The sequence below is a fragment of the Devosia pacifica genome (assembly GCF_014652635.1).
Taxonomy (GTDB): domain Bacteria; phylum Pseudomonadota; class Alphaproteobacteria; order Rhizobiales; family Devosiaceae; genus Devosia; species Devosia pacifica.
In genome coordinates, this window is sequence record NZ_BMZE01000006.1 from 68,723 (window position 1) to 87,358 (window position 18,636).

General features: G+C 60.5%; 16 protein-coding genes. 9 read left to right on the forward strand and 7 right to left on the reverse strand.

Annotated features, from left to right (window positions below; translation table 11 throughout):
• Positions 1–19 precede the first annotated feature (19 nt).
• The gene (locus IE127_RS19280; protein WP_189427426.1) at positions 20–223 is read right to left on the reverse strand and encodes a hypothetical protein; all 204 of its coding nucleotides are present in this window, start codon (positions 221–223) and stop codon (positions 20–22) included.
• 826 nt (positions 224–1,049) lie between these two features.
• Here IE127_RS19280 and IE127_RS19285 point away from each other — a divergent pair.
• From IE127_RS19285 to IE127_RS19310, 6 genes are all read left to right on the forward strand, one after another.
• Positions 1,050–2,978 (forward strand): ParB/RepB/Spo0J family partition protein, encoded by a 1,929-nt coding sequence (locus tag IE127_RS19285; protein ID WP_189427427.1) that lies wholly within the window; start codon positions 1,050–1,052, stop codon positions 2,976–2,978.
• Positions 2,979–3,352: 374 nt separating this feature from the next.
• On the forward strand, positions 3,353–4,570 hold the full coding sequence (gene repA / locus IE127_RS19290) for a plasmid partitioning protein RepA (protein ID WP_189427428.1): 1,218 nt from the start codon (positions 3,353–3,355) through the stop codon (positions 4,568–4,570).
• The gene (gene repB / locus IE127_RS19295) at positions 4,567–5,580 is read left to right on the forward strand and encodes a plasmid partitioning protein RepB (RefSeq protein ID WP_189427429.1); all 1,014 of its coding nucleotides are present in this window, start codon (positions 4,567–4,569) and stop codon (positions 5,578–5,580) included. Before repA ends, repB begins: the two co-directional genes overlap by 4 nt.
• Positions 5,581–5,795: 215 nt before the next feature.
• Complete coding sequence (gene repC, locus IE127_RS19300; protein WP_189427430.1) at positions 5,796–7,130, forward strand: plasmid replication protein RepC; 1,335 nt, start codon at positions 5,796–5,798, stop codon at positions 7,128–7,130.
• Between the two features lie 82 nt (positions 7,131–7,212).
• The gene (locus IE127_RS19305) at positions 7,213–7,602 is read left to right on the forward strand and encodes an MbcA/ParS/Xre antitoxin family protein (RefSeq protein ID WP_244640381.1); all 390 of its coding nucleotides are present in this window, start codon (positions 7,213–7,215) and stop codon (positions 7,600–7,602) included.
• Complete coding sequence (locus tag IE127_RS19310) at positions 7,599–8,117, forward strand: RES family NAD+ phosphorylase (protein WP_189427431.1); 519 nt, start codon at positions 7,599–7,601, stop codon at positions 8,115–8,117. The genes IE127_RS19305 and IE127_RS19310 overlap by 4 nt, the downstream gene beginning before the upstream one ends.
• Positions 8,118–8,261: 144 nt before the next feature.
• Here IE127_RS19310 and IE127_RS19315 read toward each other — a convergent pair whose 3' ends face one another.
• Positions 8,262–8,474 (reverse strand): cold-shock protein, encoded by a 213-nt coding sequence (locus IE127_RS19315; RefSeq protein ID WP_189427432.1) that lies wholly within the window; start codon positions 8,472–8,474, stop codon positions 8,262–8,264.
• Positions 8,475–8,934: 460 nt separating this feature from the next.
• On the opposite strand from IE127_RS19315, the gene IE127_RS19320 reads away from it, so the two are divergent.
• On the forward strand, positions 8,935–9,822 hold the full coding sequence (locus IE127_RS19320; protein ID WP_189427433.1) for a cation diffusion facilitator family transporter: 888 nt from the start codon (positions 8,935–8,937) through the stop codon (positions 9,820–9,822).
• 150 nt (positions 9,823–9,972) lie between these two features.
• Here the strand turns inward: IE127_RS19320 and IE127_RS19325 are convergent, their stop codons facing one another.
• Positions 9,973–11,178 (reverse strand): tyrosine-type recombinase/integrase, encoded by a 1,206-nt coding sequence (locus IE127_RS19325; RefSeq protein ID WP_244640383.1) that lies wholly within the window; start codon positions 11,176–11,178, stop codon positions 9,973–9,975.
• A 76-nt stretch (positions 11,179–11,254) separates the two neighbouring features.
• Between IE127_RS19325 and IE127_RS19330 the strand changes: the two genes are divergently transcribed.
• Complete coding sequence (locus IE127_RS19330; RefSeq protein WP_189427434.1) at positions 11,255–12,211, forward strand: DUF1403 family protein; 957 nt, start codon at positions 11,255–11,257, stop codon at positions 12,209–12,211.
• Between the two features lie 14 nt (positions 12,212–12,225).
• Positions 12,226–12,903, forward strand: a complete 678-nt coding sequence (gene scpB / locus IE127_RS19335) for an SMC-Scp complex subunit ScpB (protein ID WP_189427435.1) — start codon at positions 12,226–12,228, stop codon at positions 12,901–12,903.
• Positions 12,904–13,217: 314 nt separating this feature from the next.
• Here scpB and IE127_RS19340 read toward each other — a convergent pair whose 3' ends face one another.
• The 4 genes from IE127_RS19340 to IE127_RS19355 all read right to left on the reverse strand — a co-directional run.
• Positions 13,218–13,967 (reverse strand): hypothetical protein, encoded by a 750-nt coding sequence (locus tag IE127_RS19340; RefSeq protein ID WP_189427436.1) that lies wholly within the window; start codon positions 13,965–13,967, stop codon positions 13,218–13,220.
• A complete protein-coding gene (locus IE127_RS19345; RefSeq protein WP_189427437.1) occupies positions 13,964–16,996 on the reverse strand; it encodes an HsdM family class I SAM-dependent methyltransferase in 3,033 nt (1,010 codons plus the stop codon). The genes IE127_RS19340 and IE127_RS19345 overlap by 4 nt, the downstream gene beginning before the upstream one ends.
• Positions 16,993–17,463, reverse strand: a complete 471-nt coding sequence (locus tag IE127_RS19350; RefSeq protein WP_189427438.1) for a hypothetical protein — start codon at positions 17,461–17,463, stop codon at positions 16,993–16,995. The genes IE127_RS19345 and IE127_RS19350 overlap by 4 nt, the downstream gene beginning before the upstream one ends.
• Before the next feature lie 129 nt (positions 17,464–17,592).
• Positions 17,593–18,636 (reverse strand): HEAT repeat domain-containing protein (locus IE127_RS19355; protein ID WP_194599204.1); only part of this gene is annotated, 1,044 nt, incomplete at its 5' end.

The window sequence follows — 18,636 nt, forward strand, 5'->3', positions numbered from 1 at the left end:
TCATGGTTTCGACCGCGCCTCATCGATGCAGCGATAGATCGGCACGGCTCAAAGCAAATTGCCCTTCGGCGTCGTCACCTTCGGGCTGGTTGGAGACGCGCTCCAGCGTGGCTTGTTTGGGGTGACCCGATACATGGATCCAACGCAGTCCGACTGTCGACGCCGCATAGTAATCGCCGATCGGTTTAAAGTCGGTGAAGCGCCGCTGCTGCACGCGCGCCATTCGTCAGGATGCGAAGCTTACTCCCAATCCTGCTTCTGGATCGCTCGCACAATTGGCATCGATGACCGCTAGTACTGCGCCCTTAGTCGCGAGGGTGTCTCCGAAGGAGGGCGATGCCGAAAACGTGCGTGCTCATCCTCTGTCCCGCCAAGGGCCGCTCGAGCACGCGAACCGCTAAGGCGGGCCTATTCGATCCGCGGCGGCGTAATAGGAGTCGTATTAAACCAGCAGCTTGCTTTCAGCATCGTTGAATGGCGGGGCGAGCACCCTATTCATCCAGAACGTATCCCCATCTACGACACAGTCGACCCGCCGCCCTGCCCCGCAAATTTCCGCCGATGGAACCGAGCAGACGAACGCCGGCGACGTGATGATGAGAATTGCCTCCAGCAGCCAGCAATTCTGTCCGAACCCTCAAATCAATATCCACATTGTCCAGAGCCGCCCGCCATTAGGCGCATCCTTGACAGGACCAGGCTCTATTCCGCTGCGCTCCACCGAACCCCATCGAGGGTTTCGGCCCTTCGGGTCACGATCCTTTGCGCATGGGGGCGGACAAGTCCGCGCCAAAGGCCATACCACCAGAGCTTGTCAGATCGAGGGGAGAAAGGCGTTGCCTCTCTCCCCCGCAAGAGCTTCGACGGGGTGTCCCCATCCTTCACTACCGGCCGACAGCCGTCCGTTGCAGGAGCTGGCGAAGATCCGCGCAAAGCGCGGTTCTTCGCCGCCCCTTTGGGTGGGCGATCCCCCTCCCCGTCTGCGCACTTGCCCCCCTCTCTCCGTCTCATTGGCGACGCCTAGAGGGCAGAGGCGGGGCCCCTGCCCGATGGGCAAAGGCAAGACCGCTTCGCGGGAACAAGGAGAGCAAACCATGACCCCCACCGAAATCCAGCCAATCGTGTTGAACAAGCTAGACGCCGATCCCAAGAATGTCCGTAAGACCTATACCCCCGGTAGCGTGGAGAGCCTCGCCGCCTCCATTGGCAGCGTTGGCGTCCTGCAAAACCTTGTCGTCCGGCCCGGAAAGAAAGGGCGGTTCTTGGTCTCCGCCGGTGGGCGCAGACTGGCCGCACTGAAACTGCTGCAGGAGCGTGGTGCGATCCCGGCAGATCACCCCGTCAATTGTCAGATGCGCGACGAAGACAGCGCAGTCGAAGTGAGCTTGGCCGAAAATGTCATGCGCGAGGCCATGCATCCGCTCGACGAGTTTGAGGCATTCAAGACCCTTAGCGATCATGGCAAGTCCCCAGATCAGATCGCATCCCGTTTTGGCGTTACCGAGAACCTTGTGAAGCGCCGCCTTGCGCTTGCCAAGACCGCGCCGGAACTGCGCGAGCTCTTCCGGTCAGGAGAGATAGAGCTTTCCCAGTTGGCGGCTTTTACTGTGGTCGACGATCATGCGCGCCAGTTGGAAGTCTGGAACAATCTTGGCCAGTGGAGCCGCCACAGTGCAACAATTCGGCGCATGCTGCTGGCCGAGCAGACTACAACCGATACGCCTCGCTTTGCCGTCGTCGGAGAGGCCGCTTATCTCGAAGCAGGCGGCGTCCTGCGCAAGGACTTGTTCGACGAGAGCGGCAGCGGGGTCATCAAAAGTCCCGACATACTGATAGCCCTGTTCAACAAAGAGGTGGATGCCGCCAGGGCCAAGCTTTTGGCCGAAGGTTGGGCATGGGTTGAGTTCTTCGAGACCCTGCCCGACTGGTATTACGGTTCTGTCCGCGCCTACCCTACCGACACCGAGCTTTCCCCGGAAGATCAGGTCGTGCTTGATGGTCTGGAAGCGGAATTGGAAAGCCTCGATTTCGAGGGAGCGACGCTGGAGCCGCAGGAATGGGAGCAGCGACAGGCCGCGCTCCACGAACAAATCGAGCAGCTTGACCGCAAGACCCGCGCCTACTCCGAAGCTGACTATCTGGCCGCTGGCGCATTCCTCACCATCAGCAACTTTGGGAAATTTCGTATCGAGCGGGGAATGATGTCGCGCGGGCCCAAGGACGATAGCGCCGAGGCCGAGCAGGACGAGGGCGAGAATGAAGTCGAAGGAACAGACGGCAGTGTCCTTGCGAAACCAGCAAGGAGCGCCGGGTTGGACGATTTGTCGTTATCGCTGGTCGAGGACTTGAGCGCTCGCAAGACCGCCGCGCTCCGTGTGGCCCTTGCCAACAATCCCGACGTTGCACTTGTGACGGTGGTTCATGCCATGCTGCTGCGCGTCGGCTACAGCTACGCGCGCGAACAGAGCGCCGTGCAGGTCAGCGTCACCCCTGAATATCTCAAAGGCTCCATTTCTGATTACGAGGATTACGCTCCGGTCGCCGAGTTTGCCAGCTTGTGGGAAAACCTTGGCCACGCCATTCCCGGCAACCCGAGCGATCTCTGGGACTGGCTGACAGACAAGACCACCGACGAACTGCTGTCCCTACTCGCCGCTGCCGCTGCGAAAGGCGTCAACGTGGTCGAGAAGAAGTTCTCCGACCGAGGGCAGGCGTTTGAGCATGGCAAGGTGCTGAGCCAAGCCCTCGCCCTTGATATGGCCGACTGGTTCATGCCAACCGCTGAAAACTTCTTCAAGCGCGTCAGCAAAGACCAGATCGCTACGGCCATCAAAGAAGCCGTTGGCGACGATGAAGCTGCCAAGGCGGCGAAAATGAAGAAGGGCGACGCCGCAGTCTATGCCGAAACGCTCTTTAAAGATCGTCGTTGGCTGCCCCCGCAGCTGCGGGCCCCCGCTCCACAAGAACCGGCTTTCTGATCGCTCTCCCAGCCGACCCGGTCGCCTCGCGCGACCGGTCTTCCACTCAGAACCCAAAAATCGTGGTAGCGGCGATCCCAGCATCGAACCGGGCTCGCCGCTTGTCGACGCTTCCAGCCGCGCCAAAAAGGCAGGGCCGTCGGGCCGAGTCGGCTCAGAGCGAAAGCTGGCGCCACTCACAGCGTCCGTGTGAAGCCTGCGGCCTGCAGAATTGTCAGCTGACAACTTCGTAAAAAATGCTGCAAAATCAACGTGGTTTCGATTCTGCAAGGACGCATTAGGAGTCTGTTAACCCAATATTCCTTGACCGTCAGGAGAGAGTCGGGTCAATTTGCGGAAAATAACCAGAGTGGCTCTATTTTGCGACTTTCACGATGAAGCCAGTTGTAGCTGCAAATTCCCGACCCCAGGGCGGCCCAGCGTTCGATGAAACGATCTGGGAAGATTCTCAGGCTTTGGGCTCGCAGCTCCAGGTCCTCCGGGAACGTCTGTTTCCACCTGAGGCGCAAAAAGAGCTTCGCACCTTCTCGACGGCTGAAACCGCAAAACTGATCGGCGTCACCGAAAGCTATATCAGAAATCTAGCGACGGACGAAGCCGGTCCGATCCCCGAAAAGGCCACCACCGGACGGCGGCGCTATTCCTTGGAACAGGTCCATGCTCTGCGGCAGCACCTGACCAAGGGCAAGACTTCCTACGTTCCCTGGCGCAAGGAAGGCGAGCACCTCCAGGTCATCGCCGTCACCAACTTCAAGGGTGGCTCCGGCAAGACGACGACAGCGACCCATCTGGCGCAATATCTTGCCCTCCATGGTCATCGTGTTCTTGCGGTCGATCTCGACCCGCAGGCATCGATGTCAGCCCTCTTCGGCTATCAGCCCGAATTCGATGTGGCTGACAACATGACGCTCTATGGCGCGATCCGCTACGACGAGCACCGCCGGCCGCTTTCCGAAATCGTTCGTAAGACGTACTTTGCGGGCCTCGACCTGGTGCCCGGCAATCTCGAATTGCACGAGTTCGAGCATGATACGCCGCGCGTATTGTCGAGCGGCACGCAAGACGACGATGGCCTGTTCTTCATGCGGGTCGCCAGCGCCTTGCAAAGCGTGGCGGATGACTACGACGTCGTCGTCATCGACTGCCCGCCTCAGCTGGGTTTTTTGACCATGTCGGCGCTGTGCGCCGCGACGGCTGTCCTGATCACCGTTCACCCTCAGATGCTCGACGTCGCCTCGATGAACCAGTTCCTGGCCATGACCTCGCAGTTGCTGGCGGTCGTGCGCGATAATGGCGGCAACCTCAACTATGACTGGATGCGCTATCTGGTCACGCGGCATGAACCCAATGACGGTCCGCAGAACCAGATCGTGGCCTTCCTGCGCAATCTTTTCGGGGAGCGCGTGCTAACGCCGATGATGGTCAAGTCGACGGCCATTTCTGACGCTGGCCTCTCCAAACAGACCGTCTACGAGGCCCCTCGTGAATCGATGAACCGCCAGACTTACGACCGGGCGCTTGAATCGATGGATGCCGTCAACGGCGACATTGAGAAGCTCGTCCACCAGGCATGGGGGAGGGCGGTCAAATGAAAAAACCCGACGGGCGGGGTAGGGACATTCTGCAGAGTCTGGTTGCTGCCGGTAAGCCGGGGCGTCCAGAGGACGGATCGCCGTCGCAGGCGCGACCCTCGGGAGCCGTCAAGGCAATGAGCCTTGGCCTTGATCGCTTATCGGCCGAGGCCGCACAGGCTAAGGTATTGCGCGAAGAGCTGGCTAATCGGGAAACGACCCAGGAGCTTGATCCGGCGCTGTTCAGCGCCTCGATCGTTTCTGATCGCATTTCTTCAGCAAGCGATGGACGACTTCAGCAGCTCAAGGCGGCGATCGCCGAGAACGGGCAGCAGATCCCTGTTATCGCCCGCCCGCACCCCACCGAAGAGGGACGCTTCCAGATCGCCGCCGGCCATCGGCGTTGGCGCGTGGCTCAAGAGCTTGGGCTCAAGCTCAAGGCGATAGTCCGCAAACTGTCCGACCAGGAAATGGTCATCCTGCAGGGGCAAGAGAACGGCCCCCGCGAAGACCTGACCTTTGTCGAGCGCGCCCGCTTTGCCATGCAGATGGAAACCCATGGTTTCGATCGCGACACGCTGTCAGCCGCCCTCAGCGTCGACAAGCCAGAGATTTCGCGCCTGCTCACCGTCGCCCAGGCGCTCGGCGAGGACCTGATCGTCGCTATTGGCCCAGCACCCAAAATTGGCCGACCCAGATGGCTCCAGCTCGTCAAAGGCCTCGAGCCCGCCGGCGCACGTGAAGCGCTTGACGGAGTCTTGGGTTCAGCTGACTTTCAAAGCGGTGACAGCGATCAGCGTTTCGCCATGGCGTTGCATGCCGTTGGGTCAAAGCCGCGCGCCGTCAAGCGCAGGCTTGTCTCTCCCGACCGAGTTGCTTGGGTTGAAAAGAAGGGGCGCCAATTCCGCCTTGTCTCAGACAGCCCTGCCTTCGCAAGCTTCATCCAACAACGCCTTCCCGCACTCCTCGATGAGTTTGCGGGCAGCGCCGAAGCCAAAACCGAGAAACAGTCGAAAGGATCAACCCGCTGAATATCAAACGCTTTTAGTGGATTGTCAGCTGACAATTAGCACTTTGAGCACATGAAACCGGGCAAAGAAAAAGGCCCCCGAAACGACATTCCGGAAGCCCTTCTCAAGAGTGGTATCAAGAGAATCGCACTTCCAGGAATCACAGTCAAGGCCTTCGGGCACTGAGCGTCGATTCGGCGAGCGGATTTCTATTGCCTAGAGATAGGTGAAGAAGGATGCAGACCCATACTGTAACGACGCCCTTTGGGCGGCGGCCGATGACACTTGGCATGATTGCCAGCCAGGTCACAGCTCAGAATGCGCCGGAAGGCGCGACCGTGCATAAGTGGCACGCTTTTAGGGATATCAAGGAAGCCCGCATCGCCCTAGGCGCCACCGATCGTGCCCTGGCCATCCTTGATGCCCTGTTGTCCTTCCATCCGGAGACGGCGTTCTACGGCGACAGCGCGCTTATCGTCTGGCCATCCAATGAACAGCTGATTGGCAGGGCCAACGGAATGTCGCCGACGACACTCCGCCGGCATCTGGCCAACCTCGTCGAGTGCGGCTTGGTCGTTCGCCGGGATAGCCCCAACGGCAAGCGCTATGCCCGCAAGGGGCAGGGGGGTGACATCGAGCAAGCCTATGGCTTTGATCTCTCCCCGATCGTCGCACGTGCCGTAGAGTTCAAGGAGCTTGCAGAGGCCGTTCGCGCCGAGAAGAAGGCCTACAAAGTCGTCAAGGAACGGCTGACCATATGCCGGCGCGACATCGTCAAGATGATCGAGGCGGGCATCGAAGAGGGCGTTCCAGGCAATTGGGGAACCGTCCATCTCGAATATCAGGCAATCATCGGCAGGCTTCCGCGGACCGCACCGCGGCAAGTTCTCGAGGCTATTGCGGCCGAGCTGGACGACCTTTGGACCCAGATCCGCGACGTGTTGGAATCATTTGTAAAAACACAGAATATGGATGCCAATGAGTCCCGTTCTGATCGCCACATACAGAATTCAAATACCGAATCTAAAAATGAATCTGAAAGCCGCTTCGGAATAAAAAGAGAAGAGAGCGGCAGCGCTGGCGGAGCCGATAACCTGCGGAGCCTGCCGAAGCGCGAGCTGCCTTTGGGTATCGTGCTCGACGCATGTCCGAATGTCCTTTGGTTGACCAAGGGCGGCGACATCAGCCACTGGCGTGAATTCCTGGCTGCGGCTGACCTGGTGCGGCCGGTTCTGGGTATCAGCCCCAGTGCTTGGGAGGATGCTCAAGTGGCAATGGGTGAGCAGCCCGCCGCGATTACGCTTGCCGCGATCTATCAGAGGTCCGATCAGATCAAATCTCCAGGCGGATACCTGCGGAACCTGACGGAACGGGCAAAGGAAGGGAAATTCTCGCCCTGGCCGATGATCATGGCGCTGCTGCGGGCCAAACTCGATGCCGCGAAGTCAACCGGGGCTGGCATCGAGGAAGCCGAGAGCGAGCTAGGCGCCGCCAAGCGGCTTGATAGGACTGAAAAACGGCTCGAAATCAGCGACAGCTTGAGGAGCAGTCTGAATAGGCGAGATCGGTGATCGGCTCCGGCCTTGTAGCCGCGGCTAGATCGCCCTATATTCCGTACATTGGATATGGCAAGTGCTGGCGAAGTGGGACATCATGGCTTTGACTGCGAAGATGGCAGACGTGGGAACGCCGCTAATTCTGTCCTATATGGATCCTGCGGGGCAAATTGCGGCGGAGCGTGTTGCCGACGGGTTTGGCATGTCGAAGTCTCAGCTCGCCGAGACTGCAGGACTGGCGCGAGAGACGCTCTATCGCTCGGAACGGATCGGCGCCCCAAAAGCACAGGGCCGTCTGCGCGAAATGCTGGAGATTATCAGCAGGGTGACGGAGTGGGCCGGCGGTAAGGATCAGGCTATGGCCTGGTATCGCGCCCAACCGTTGCCTGCCTTTGGTGGGCGAACTGCTGAGTCGCTGGTCAAGGACGGAAAAGCGGCGGCGGTGCGCGATTACCTCGACCATATGGCTCTGGGCGGCTTTGCGTGAGGTTTGTCGGAACCTGCTATCGTGCCCATGATCCCCGCTGGTCCATCAAGCTGACCTCGGGGGCGGGGGCCGCAATTCGCGGGGCCCGATTCAATCCCAGGGGTGTGCCGGCTCTCTATCTCGGGCTCAGCATCATGACGGCGATTAAGGAAATCAGCCAAGGTCTGCCGCATCGGCTCGATCCAACCGTGCTTTGCTCCTACGATGTGGATTGCGAAGACATTATCGACCTGACGACGGAGCAGGGCAGGGGGGCCGCGTCCGTCTCGGCACTAGATATGAGTTGCGACTGGGCATTTGACTTGGCTGTTGGGGATCAGCCCGCTTCTTGGGCTGTTCACCACCAATTGGTGGCGCGCGGTGTCGCGGGCATTGTCGTGCCCAGCTATGCGGCTGGGGCCGATCACAACGATCGCAACCTGGTCTTGTGGGACTGGGGACCGGCCCTTCCGCATCAGGTCGAAGTTTTCGACCCAAGCGGCCGGTTGCCGCGCGATCAGCTGTCTTGGAGCTAGATAAGCAATTGTCATGTCTTGACGGCAACCCAAGCCACCGTCGTCCTGACTTAATCGTGTTTTGCAATCCCGGGAAGCAAGTCGCGGTAGATTGCTTAGCCGGCCAGTGTGCGTTGGCCAGCAAGCGGGCCAACGCACACCAAACTAGAGGAGCGTAAGGTTGACGGCGGACTCTTTGCCGTCGCGGCCTTTCTCAACGTCGTAGGTTACCTTGTCGTTTTCATAAAGGCCCTGGAGCCCCGACTGCTGAACGGCAGAGATGTGAACAAAGGCGTCCTTCCCGCCACCTTCCGGCGAAATAAAGCCGAAGCCCTTGGTGGTATTGAAGAATTTTACCGTCCCCGTAATGCTGCCCATTGAAGTGGTCCTCTTAAAGCTCGATGCCTTGGCGCGAGCGTTGCCGTCAGCAACATGCCGACGGGGCGTAGAAACGTTCACATGCTGGAGCAGGTAGCCGAGGACCGGAGATGACCGGCAGGGCAGCCGTCGGAGGCTGAAAACGTATGGGTACTATGTGGCCCAAAAGGCCCCCAAGGCAAGGCCACCTTGGCCTCGGCGCAGCCCGATGAACCCTAAGCGCCAGCAGACAGAGCTTGCCCAAGACACTTAAGCGGAGGCGTGAGAAGCTGCGCAGTCATGAGGGCGACATAGTGGCCCAGTGAAGGATTTCGTACCAAATATCGAACTAAGGACGTGAAGCACACTGGTGGCCTGCGCCTGAGTTGCGCCACCTGCTGGCTGCAAACGCTTTTCACAATCACTCCTAAGTAGATGGAAAGCTTGATTTTTTTACCACTTGGTGGTTCAGGATGCGCTGATGGAGCACTCTCTAAAAATTGCCTGTGCGAGCTTGGCCGTCAGTATCGTGGTGCTGGCGATCAAATACGCCGCCTTTTTGCTCACGGGCAGCGTGGCTCTTTATTCAGACGCGCTCGAAAGCGTAATCAATGTTGTGACGGCTGTGACCGTGATCGTCGCAATTCGCATCGCCGCGCGGCCTGCAGACGCCGAACATCCATACGGACATCACAAGGCCGAATATCTTTCAGCCATTGTGGTCGGTGTTATGATCGTTGTTGCGGCCTTTGCGATCCTACGCGAAGCCTATGAGGCTTTTCTTCATCCCAAACTCATCGAAGATGCCTGGACAGGGCTCGGGGTCAGCGTGGCAGCAACTCTGCTCAATGTGATCTGGAGCACGGTTCTGATCCGACAGGGTCGGAGGCATCGTTCGGCATCCCTAGTGGCAGATGGCAAGCACTTGATGGTGGACGTCGTCACGACCTTTGCGGTGCTTGTGGGTGTCGTGGCTGTGGTGCTGACAGGCATCACTGTTCTTGATGCCGGAATTGCAGCGCTCGTCGCCCTCAACGTCCTCTGGAGTGGCTGGGGCGTCATTCGGGAGAACGCGAGCGGTCTCATGGACGAGGCCGCACCCGCTGAGGAGTTGGCCGCGATCCGTAGCATCATCGGCCAGAACGCGGCTGGTGCAATTGAGGCCCACGCCTTGCGCACCCGTCATGCAGGAAGAGCGACCTTCATCGACTTTCACTTAGTTGTGCCCTCGGCGATGAGCGTGGGAGAGTCGCACGACATTTGCGACTCCATAGAAACGGAGTTGAAGGCCCGTATTGCGGGCGCGATCATCACCATTCATGTGGAGCCGGAAGAGGAGGCCAAGCACAAGGGCATTATCGTGGAGTAGGATGCAAAATTCGCTCACTGCCTCGTTCCCTACCGTGGGCATACGACAGCTATTAGACAATCCCTGGCACGCGGGGCTGAGGGCGGCCTTCGGGTAGATAGACGCACGCTGCAAATGGCGAGAGTGGGTCGCAAGCGGTAGTGGGCTCACCTAAAGGCCAGCCGCCTTGGTAAGATTGACCCGAAACCTATCTCGACGCCGCTGATAGCGCCGAGTCATCTCAGCCGAAGCATGGCCGAGTTGCTTTTGCACGTAGCGTTCGTCTACCTCTGCCGAGCTGGCCAGGCCGGCCCGCAAGGAGTGCCCGGCAAATTTAGTCGCCCGTTCGACCTCCGAGAGGTCGCCGCGCACCCCAGCAGCAATGGCCGCACGCTTGACCAAGCGGGCCACTTCCTGGTCTTGCAGCCGGTTGGGACCAACCGACTTGCCTTTTCCGGTTACCCGTCGAAACAACGGTCCGTGTGCGATGCGCCCCAGCTTGAGCCAAGTTTCCAGTGCTGCCACGGGGCAGGTGCTGTCGGAGGATCCCCGGCCGATCTCCACCTCTCGCCAGCCATTTTTGCCGCGGAGGGTCAAAACCATGCCGCGCTCGAGGATTTCGAGCCAGCCCGACGAATCCTCGGTTTGATCGGCGGCAACGTCGAGACCCACGACTTCCGAGCGTCGCAGGCCGCCGGCAAACCCCATCAGCAGCATGGCGCGGTCGCGCAGCCCCCGCAGGGAGCCGCGATCAAGCGTTTCTAGCATGGCGATCAGGTCCTCGGGCAGCACGGCTTCCTTCTGTACCGGGGGGCGGCCGTGGGTGTTGCGGATGCCATCGAGGACCGTGGCGATGTGGCGATCGCCGCGGTCGAGCCGCTCGCCCAACTGCCGATAATGCCAGGACAATGCGGAGAGCCGCCGCTCAATGCTCGAGACGGCTGCCGGCTTCCGATTGTTCGTTGCAGCGCCGGAGGCGCAGGCTGTGATATAAAGGCCGACAATCTGCGGATCGGGCGGCAGCTGATCAAGACCCTGGCGCCGGCACCAGGAACAGAAATGCTTCCAGTCCGAGTCATAAGCGCGGCGCGTGTTCGGCGCGCTCGCCGCCTCGACATACTCGCGGGCGCGATCGGCGAGTGCTTCCAGATGCGCCGTTACAGCAGAAGCGCTCTGCGGGGCAGGGGAGGGCGTCTCGGCCGAGAGATCGCCATTTTCGACGTCGCCGTCTAATGCTGACGAAATTCCGACGGGTATAAGCGTGCGCTGTGGTCGAGCAGAGCCGCGCTGGGGGTCGCTTTCGGTGCTCGCGTCGAGATTTCGGGCCATTCCCTCTATAATGAGCAAAACGAAGGATAATGCAAGATTATCGGTCATTATTATGCGCCGACAGGTGAGGCGCATAAATGCGGATTTTATCGATTTAAGCGCCGCGCTGTGCTAGCCTTATCATATGAAGTGGCGCCCCGATTTGCCCGTTGTCGATGTTTCGCTGGTGCCGCAAGTGCCGGTGTGGGCGCGACCGCGCGGCGTCATTCTGCACGATGCCGATGCGGCCTATCTGGCCGGCGCCGCTTTGAATTCGTTGGATAATCTGGTTTGCCAGGACCTTCCTTCGGCCGGTGCCTGGCGACAGCGGCTGGCGCTGCGCAACGCGGCGGCTGCCGTAAATTTGACCGGCCGGCGAGAGAGCGAATCCGCGCTGCGCGACGGTCATTTTCTGCGCGGCGCCGGCGACGATCCTGGCCCGTCAGGTCACCTGCTGATGGCCTGGCGACGACTTGCCAGCCGAACGACAGCTTGTGACGCCGAAATCGTGCGGCCGGTCGCCGAACAGCATTTTGGGCTGAAATGGGATGATGCCCTCACCGAGATTACGGCCAATGCCGCTGACATGATGATGTCGTCGCGGCCGGCGCCAGTCCTAGCGGCCGAGATAGCCGCCGCCGTCTATCGGGCCCGGCCCGATGCCGAATTGTTGGGCTTCTGGCTCGCCGACGCGCTGCTGGCCCAAAAGTTCCGATGGGCCATTCCGATGCCGCTGCTGATGGGGCAGGTACCTTCGGCCGTCTTCAAGTCCGGCGAAAACAGGAAGCGCATCCGACCGGGTGGAGAAGGCTGGGGCAAGGCGGTGTTTTTGGCCTACACGACCGCTGCGGCGGAGGCCTGCGATCTTGGGATAGAGCTAGCGCAGCGGGCGGCAAAGCTGACGACGGTGGCGCCGAAGTTGCGCGCCAAGGGGTCTGGCGACGTCATCAAACTGCTGCTGTCCGATGACGCGGTCCCGGGATCCTGGTCGAGCCCAAAACTGTCGGCGCGCGGCGCGAGGCGACTGTTTGATCGGCTGGGTGAGCTGGACGCGGTGCGGGAGCTCAGCGGACGCCCGACGTTCCGACTCTACGGCTTGTGAGGCAGGGCAAAACAATGGCCAGGCGCAGACGGACGGATGCTGAACCACCAATCTTCGATGCTGAGTTGGCCGACATGCCGGCGGATCTGCGCTGGCGTGAGTGGATGAACCGTATCGAGGCGGTGCTGTTCGCAGCGCCCAGGCCAGTGGAGCGGGAGGCCCTGGCGCGCGTCATTGGGCGCGACGCCAGCATCGACCTACTGATCGATGACATACGCGAAGCGCTGCGCGGCAAACCTTATGACGTGGTGGGTGTCGCTGGGGGCTGGGCGTTCCGCACCCGAACTACTTATGCTGATGCGATTGCCACGTCTGCTGCGGTGCCCGACCGTGGGGTTGATCTGACCCTGAATGAGGCCATGGTGCTGGCGTCGATCGCGTACCATCAGCCGGTGACGCGGGCAGGGGTATCGGAAATCCTTGGGCGCGAGGTGTCGCGCGACGTCATTGGGGCACTGCGGGACAAGAACATGATAACCGCCGGGCCGCGCAGCCCGACGGCGGGTGCGCCGTTTACCTATGTGACCACCAAGGGGTTTTTGGAGCATTTCGGGCTGGATACGCTGCGCGACTTGCCTAATCTGGAGGCGCTCCAGGATGCGGGACTGCTGAGCAAAACGGGAAGCGGGGAGGGCGCTGAGGGGCTACAGAGCCTGCCGTTTCGTGTCGCCGACGTCGACGAGTCGTCGTGATGCGGCGACGAAATTGAGTTTCCTCGACACATCTCGTGCCGATGCTGGTCTGTCGTTCAGTATGGAGCAGAGCATCGAGAGCTCGGTCGAGTAGATCCGGTCGCTCTGACCCTGATAGTGGTTGCGCAAGCTGCCGCAAGGTCCGTCATGACCCTAACCGGCGCGCTTTTGTCCGAAGCCGTCACCCGATCAGTGATCGACGAGGCACGGCTTTGCGCCCCATCACACTTAATGCCGTGCGTCCTGTTGGACGACTTCGCATCACTGGCGAATAGTCATTTGCAAGGCATCGGCGAGGTGCCGCTGGCTGGCAACTAGGTCCTGCTTATCGAGTAGGTGCTGCCGATCCAAGCTGGCAGCCAGAGGTGCCATATTGCAATCGAGCCGGGCGCATCGGCTGGCGCTGCCCGGTTCAGGTAGCGGAAAGCTCGGTCGTGCCGCGTAGCAGCTAGGTCAAGCACAGCATGGCCACGCTCGACCGGCCAGTCTCTTATCGCATAGGGATCTGGTTTTATGGTTCGACCGGCAGCAAGAAACGGTACCAAACAGGACTCGATCGTGGACTCGTCGCGGACGTAGGCGAGCATGAAGCCCTCCCGACCTGACCAGCCATATTCGCCGGTCAAGAAGCGGCGTAGGCCATGATTGCAGTAAAGAGAGCCGGACTTGCCATCTGGCGCATCGATGAGCTTGCATTCGACAACCAGGGGAAAAGCAGGAGACCGTCCCGACAGGAAGATAGAAAGATCCGGTCGCTTTTCGAGATGTGCCCCGTTGAAACTCACCGTCTCCTTGCCGCGGGCGACGGAGCGGACCAATTGCTCCCACACCGGATTCTCGTCGAGAAGGCGGCTCAGGCGAGCTTCCAGTAGCGCGTTGATCTCGGCTTCGGATCCCGTCGCCAGAATACTCGCTTGATTGAGCGCAAGGTCGCCCCAAGCTAGTGCGATCATATCCGCGATTAGCGCCAGATGCTCCTCATGTAGCGCACCCAATGGCAGCTCGATCCCGCGAGTGAGTTCATCAATCTGTTCGGGGCGCGGGCCGGAGGAGCTAACGGTCACGCGCTCGCCCGCCCCTTCAACACGTCCATGTGCTCCCAGACTAGGCGTTGCGCCACCAGCCTAGCCTGACTTTCCGACCAGTAGCGCGCTTGGTCAAGTAGCCCCAGCCACAGGCAGTCATCCGCTTCTTCCAATATGACCACGGTCGCTGCGAAATGATCTGCGAGAGGCAGAAATTTGGCCCAGTCGATATGCTGGACTGCTCGTTGTTTCGGCCTTGTGACGCTGGACGTGATGCGAATTCCCCGCCACGGCGAAGCGTCAAGCTTGGTAGTCGGACGGGCTTCGATAAACCGGCCTAACCTTTGCCCCCACAAAGACAATTCTGCCTCCAATACCCCGCAGAATTGGCTCACCGCCTCGTTTCCAGCGGGAGCTTGAGCGAGACGACGGTTCCCAGCGAAAGGCAGGTTGAACTGCAGCGTGTCAGTTACGACCTGCAGGTCACGCTCACGCAGATGATAAATGCTGGCACACCAACGATCGACCTCCTCCCATGCATCTCGGGCGTCGTCCTGGACCAGTTGGAAGAGCCGATACACCTCGCGACGATCATCGCCGGAAAGCGATTCCACCGTCGGGATGAACAGTCGGTCAATCGTCGCCTTCTCGATCGTGTCGCGCTCAAAGCCGAACTCGCCGCTGGTGATAAGCACCTGCCACAGAGCGATCTTGCTGCCGATGACGAGGCTCAGGTAACGGACGAGCAATCCGTTGTCGTGAGCTCGCGAGCTATAGCCATATAGGCTAGTATTGAAGACAGCGCCGCTCTGCACGACAGCCGTCCTGATCCGTCCGAGAGATGCAGGGGGCGCTTTCTGAACGACGACGAGCGGCCCGTCGAACAATGTCTCGGCCCGCCGGTCATGGATTCGAGCCTCGCTGAAGAAGGGAAGCGCCTCCTCGTCGACCATAATATTGGTCATCGACGCCAGAGTGATTTCCCGGCGGCCGTGCAGATAGTCAGCCGCAACACCGGGCAGGCCATCTCCACGCGTTCTGATGCGGCTGCTGTTTCTGAGCTTCTGGTATCCGTTTCCGGTGAAACGTGCGCGCCCGGCCTCGACCCCGAAGAGGCGGCGCCAGTATTCGCCGAGGCGCTCGGGTACATGAGCCCTCAAGCGTTCGTAGACTTGGACGTCGGCCCGCGTGCCCTTAAAGAGAAGCTTGAAGATCTCTGGCGTGTCGACGATCTCCTGGTTTGTGATCAGTTCAGCATTGGTTGCGTCAATCCGCATGCAGCCGGACTGATTGAGTGCGCCTTCCAAGCGGGGGCTGACAAGGCGAAATCCCGCGCCCTGTGGTGGCGTCTGATTGCGAGCGTAGAGAATGCAGAAGGGAGCAGAAATTTCCGGCCATACCCGCGTCTGGCGCAGCTCAACACCATTCACCAGGCCCGTGACGTCGAGCGCCGCAAACAACGCCCGCCGTGCTGACTGCATCCCGTCGCCCTGCTGGAACAGCAGCCGAGCGTGAAGCGCGAAGGCGATCTGGCCAAGCGGCTTCGCCCACTCCATAGCGCGCCAGACGAAAGGTAAGTCGAGCACCTCGTTCGGGATCGGCGGAGGCGGATGCCCTGCCGGCAAACGCTCGGCTGCGATACGATGGATGATAGCCTGCACTTCTTGCCATCTGGGCAGGCGAGTGCTCGTCGCCCAGGGCGGATTGCCGACGACAAGATCATATTTGCCGACATGTTCATCGCCTACGGCCGGCCCGAGGCTTCCCGACGACCTCTCTTGTCCGTCGCCACTCATCTTGAGGAGAACACGCCCGCGAAGGTTCTCGAATTTGAGTTTTCTCACTGGTTCGGGATGCGCGTCGAGTTCAATCGACATGAGATAGAGGCCGAGCGCTGCGAACCGAAGCGCCGCCTCGTTGATGTCAAAGCCGGTGACTTGGTCGTAGAGAATGCGGCGCAGCTCATGCGTGTCCGGACGCCGTCCAGACGCGCGCCAAGCCTCTGCCACCAGCTGGCGGAAAGCCGTAATAAGGAAGACGCCGGCACCTGCAGCGGGGTCAAGGATGCGAGCTTTATGGGCAGGCGTAGTGCGGGCGACCGCGCTCAGCCCTCCGCGGACCATAAGGTCCGCGATCGGGCGCGGCGTGTAGAAGCCGCCTTCGCGCCGTTGCCGGTCGGGCGCGTGCCTGTGGAGATAATGCTCGTAGGCTTGGCTGAGGACGCCGACGGGGATGTGGGCGAAGTCGAGGTTGTCCCAGCGATCTTCCCAGCCGAGAAGCAGCTGACCACCGGGCGCACGCCGCAGGATGTCTCCGAGCACCCTGAATGCGTCTTGCGGCAATCGCTCCCAGATTCCCGGGGAGGTAGGTAGGAAATCGCCGTTGAAGGTAGCATCGAGCCACTCGGACGTCTTTGCGGCTCTCGCCGCATCGTCAAACAATCCAGCGGCCGTGCGGATATCGACACCGAGCGATCCCAGCAGGTGGCGGTCGCCCAGGAAGCGCGTGAAGAGAGCACGTCCCACCAGCGATATCGCATCGTCATCATCGACGCCGCACACCGTCTTGAGCGTGTCGATCGAGCCACCAAGAAGTTTAAGAACAACCTGCGAGATCCACTGCCGATTACCCGCCGGCAGGCCCGGCCGGGCGTTGGCCAGATGAGCCAGCGTTGCAATTTCCTGGCCTGCCGCTACACCAACATGGACGCGCGCCTCAGCCGGGCGGCAATCGTCGAGGCCGATATGATAGATGTCGAGACGTCCGGCACCGACTACGCCGAGATAGGGCGCATCGCCGCGCATGGCGAGCAGACGCCGTATACGCTGAAGGCGCGCCTCATCCTCGCCCAGCCGGTCGGCAGGCACGAGAAAGACGAGCGGCGTGCCTTGCCACTCATAGACACCGCCAACCGCCTGGAGATCCGCATCGCCGCTTTTGCGGGCGGACAGCAAGGTTGCGTAGGGGAGGAGTGCAGGCTGGTCAATGTCGAGCGAACGCAACGCAGCTTCGTCAGCCCCGAATTGCCGAAGCGTCTCGACGAGGTCGACCTTCACGGATCCCGTCATCGTCCCGCCTTGAGGATTTGCGGCGGGAACGGAAGCTCACGCTGCGCTGCACTTGGCGTCGATGGCATCATGCGGGCGCTTATCTGGCTGACTATGGGATCGCAGGGCACGATCAGAGTGGGCTCGCTAATCTGCCGCGCCGAGAAATCGCCGATCGGCAGGAGATACGCGGATGCTGAACCGATCAGTGCAACAATCCCTTCGAGATGGGCGGGACGAGCGTCGGCGAGTTCGTGAAACAGCTTGTCCACGCTGGCCCCAATGTCGCTGATCCGCGCTCCGAAGCGGTTGGTCAGTTCGCTCGTGATCGCGAGGCCCACCAGGTCTGCGAAGGTGAACCGCGCAGCCTTGCCGGGTTTGGCGGCAAGATAGGGCACAGCTTTACGCCAGGCGCGCACATCGCCCGGCGACACCTCTGCGATATCCCGAGCCTGCTCTTGCGTGAATTGAATTGTAGTCAGCGACATTGTTTCTTGTTGCATACAACAGGAAAAAGCGCAACCGAGAACGAAAGAGATGCGATCGGCACCGCGCGCTATCCATCTGTTCCTGCGTAGAGCATTTGTGGATGTGCGCGTTAGTTTGAGTGCGGGCGGCTACTCCATTCCAAACATCTCAGCGAACGTCGTGATCGGAGTTTTATGATTTCTGCGGAGAGACCATGGATTGAAGTCCTCTGCGATCAATTGCACCCCTGTTCGCTGAGTAAGGACCCAGAGTAACGTGTCCTCGACGTCGTCCCCACCCGCAAGCGACTGCAGCCATGCACGGGCACGCGTCGACAACGGCCATCGAGAGAGGTTTGTCGCCTCAGCCGAGCAGTCGTCTTCGACGTCCAAAAATGGGTGATCTGTCGGTAGGAGGCGGTGCTTGATCGCCAGGCCACGGGCGGCCTCAAAGTCCTCGATCATCGACAGAGCCAGCCCAACGCGAGCTCGGGTTGTGTGAGGGCTGCGCAAGATTTCCAAGATAGCAGCATCGCATTTGGTGGCCATCTGCCCTCCTAAAGCTAACAATAGGGGTGCCGCAAGTTGGGGATCGAGGTGGTCAGCGCCCGCTTTGATACGTTCCCATGGTGCCATGTTGAGTTCGAAAGGATGGCGGCTGATCCGATGCACCACCGCCCATCCAGCAGCATAGCGGACGGGATAAAGGTTCTCATCGACGTCACCAACCACGTGGTCATCCTGCAGGCCGCGCTCGATGGCGGTCCAGACGGGCGGATGATCGGGATAGGTGAGGAGGTCAAGCAGCGTGGCGTGCAACTCGATGTCTATTCCCTCGCCACCATCCTGTGAGAGAAACTCGATGATATGATCGATCACCTCGTTCGGCAGCTCGTCGAACTGAAGGAGCGCGGCCGCCGCAGCGCGCGCGACGTGGAACTCGGGCTCATAGCGCCGCTGATATTCCGGATGTCTGGCATAGTTTCGGCGGTCGGCCAGAAGTTCCCCGAGTGTGTCGACACCGTCGGTCCAGACGTATTGCCCGATCACGGCGGCAAGCTTTTCGCGAACCGGCGCGCTCCTGTCGGCCTTGAGCGCCAGAAGTGCGGCCCTCTCATCGGAATCGGCCTTGGGTGAGAGTGCCTGCAGCGCGGAGCGGCGAACTTCATAGTGGGAGTGGTGAAGCGCTTTGAT

Coding starts and splice junctions, on each gene's coding strand:
- repB (WP_189427429.1), top strand. CDS start 4,567: ATGAAAAAACCCGACGGGCGGGGTAGGGACATTCTGCAGAGTCTGGTT.
- IE127_RS19285 (WP_189427427.1), top strand. CDS start 1,050: ATGGGCAAAGGCAAGACCGCTTCGCGGGAACAAGGAGAGCAAACCATG.
- IE127_RS19325 (WP_244640383.1), bottom strand. CDS start 11,178: ATGACCGATAATCTTGCATTATCCTTCGTTTTGCTCATTATAGAGGGA.
- IE127_RS19350 (WP_189427438.1), bottom strand. CDS start 17,463: ATGTCGCTGACTACAATTCAATTCACGCAAGAGCAGGCTCGGGATATC.
- IE127_RS19315 (WP_189427432.1), bottom strand. CDS start 8,474: ATGGGCAGCATTACGGGGACGGTAAAATTCTTCAATACCACCAAGGGC.
- IE127_RS19320 (WP_189427433.1), top strand. CDS start 8,935: ATGGAGCACTCTCTAAAAATTGCCTGTGCGAGCTTGGCCGTCAGTATC.
- IE127_RS19305 (WP_244640381.1), top strand. CDS start 7,213: ATGGCTTTGACTGCGAAGATGGCAGACGTGGGAACGCCGCTAATTCTG.
- repA (WP_189427428.1), top strand. CDS start 3,353: ATGAAGCCAGTTGTAGCTGCAAATTCCCGACCCCAGGGCGGCCCAGCG.
- IE127_RS19280 (WP_189427426.1), bottom strand. CDS start 223: ATGGCGCGCGTGCAGCAGCGGCGCTTCACCGACTTTAAACCGATCGGC.
- IE127_RS19330 (WP_189427434.1), top strand. CDS start 11,255: ATGAAGTGGCGCCCCGATTTGCCCGTTGTCGATGTTTCGCTGGTGCCG.
- repC (WP_189427430.1), top strand. CDS start 5,796: ATGCAGACCCATACTGTAACGACGCCCTTTGGGCGGCGGCCGATGACA.
- scpB (WP_189427435.1), top strand. CDS start 12,226: ATGGCCAGGCGCAGACGGACGGATGCTGAACCACCAATCTTCGATGCT.
- IE127_RS19345 (WP_189427437.1), bottom strand. CDS start 16,996: ATGACGGGATCCGTGAAGGTCGACCTCGTCGAGACGCTTCGGCAATTC.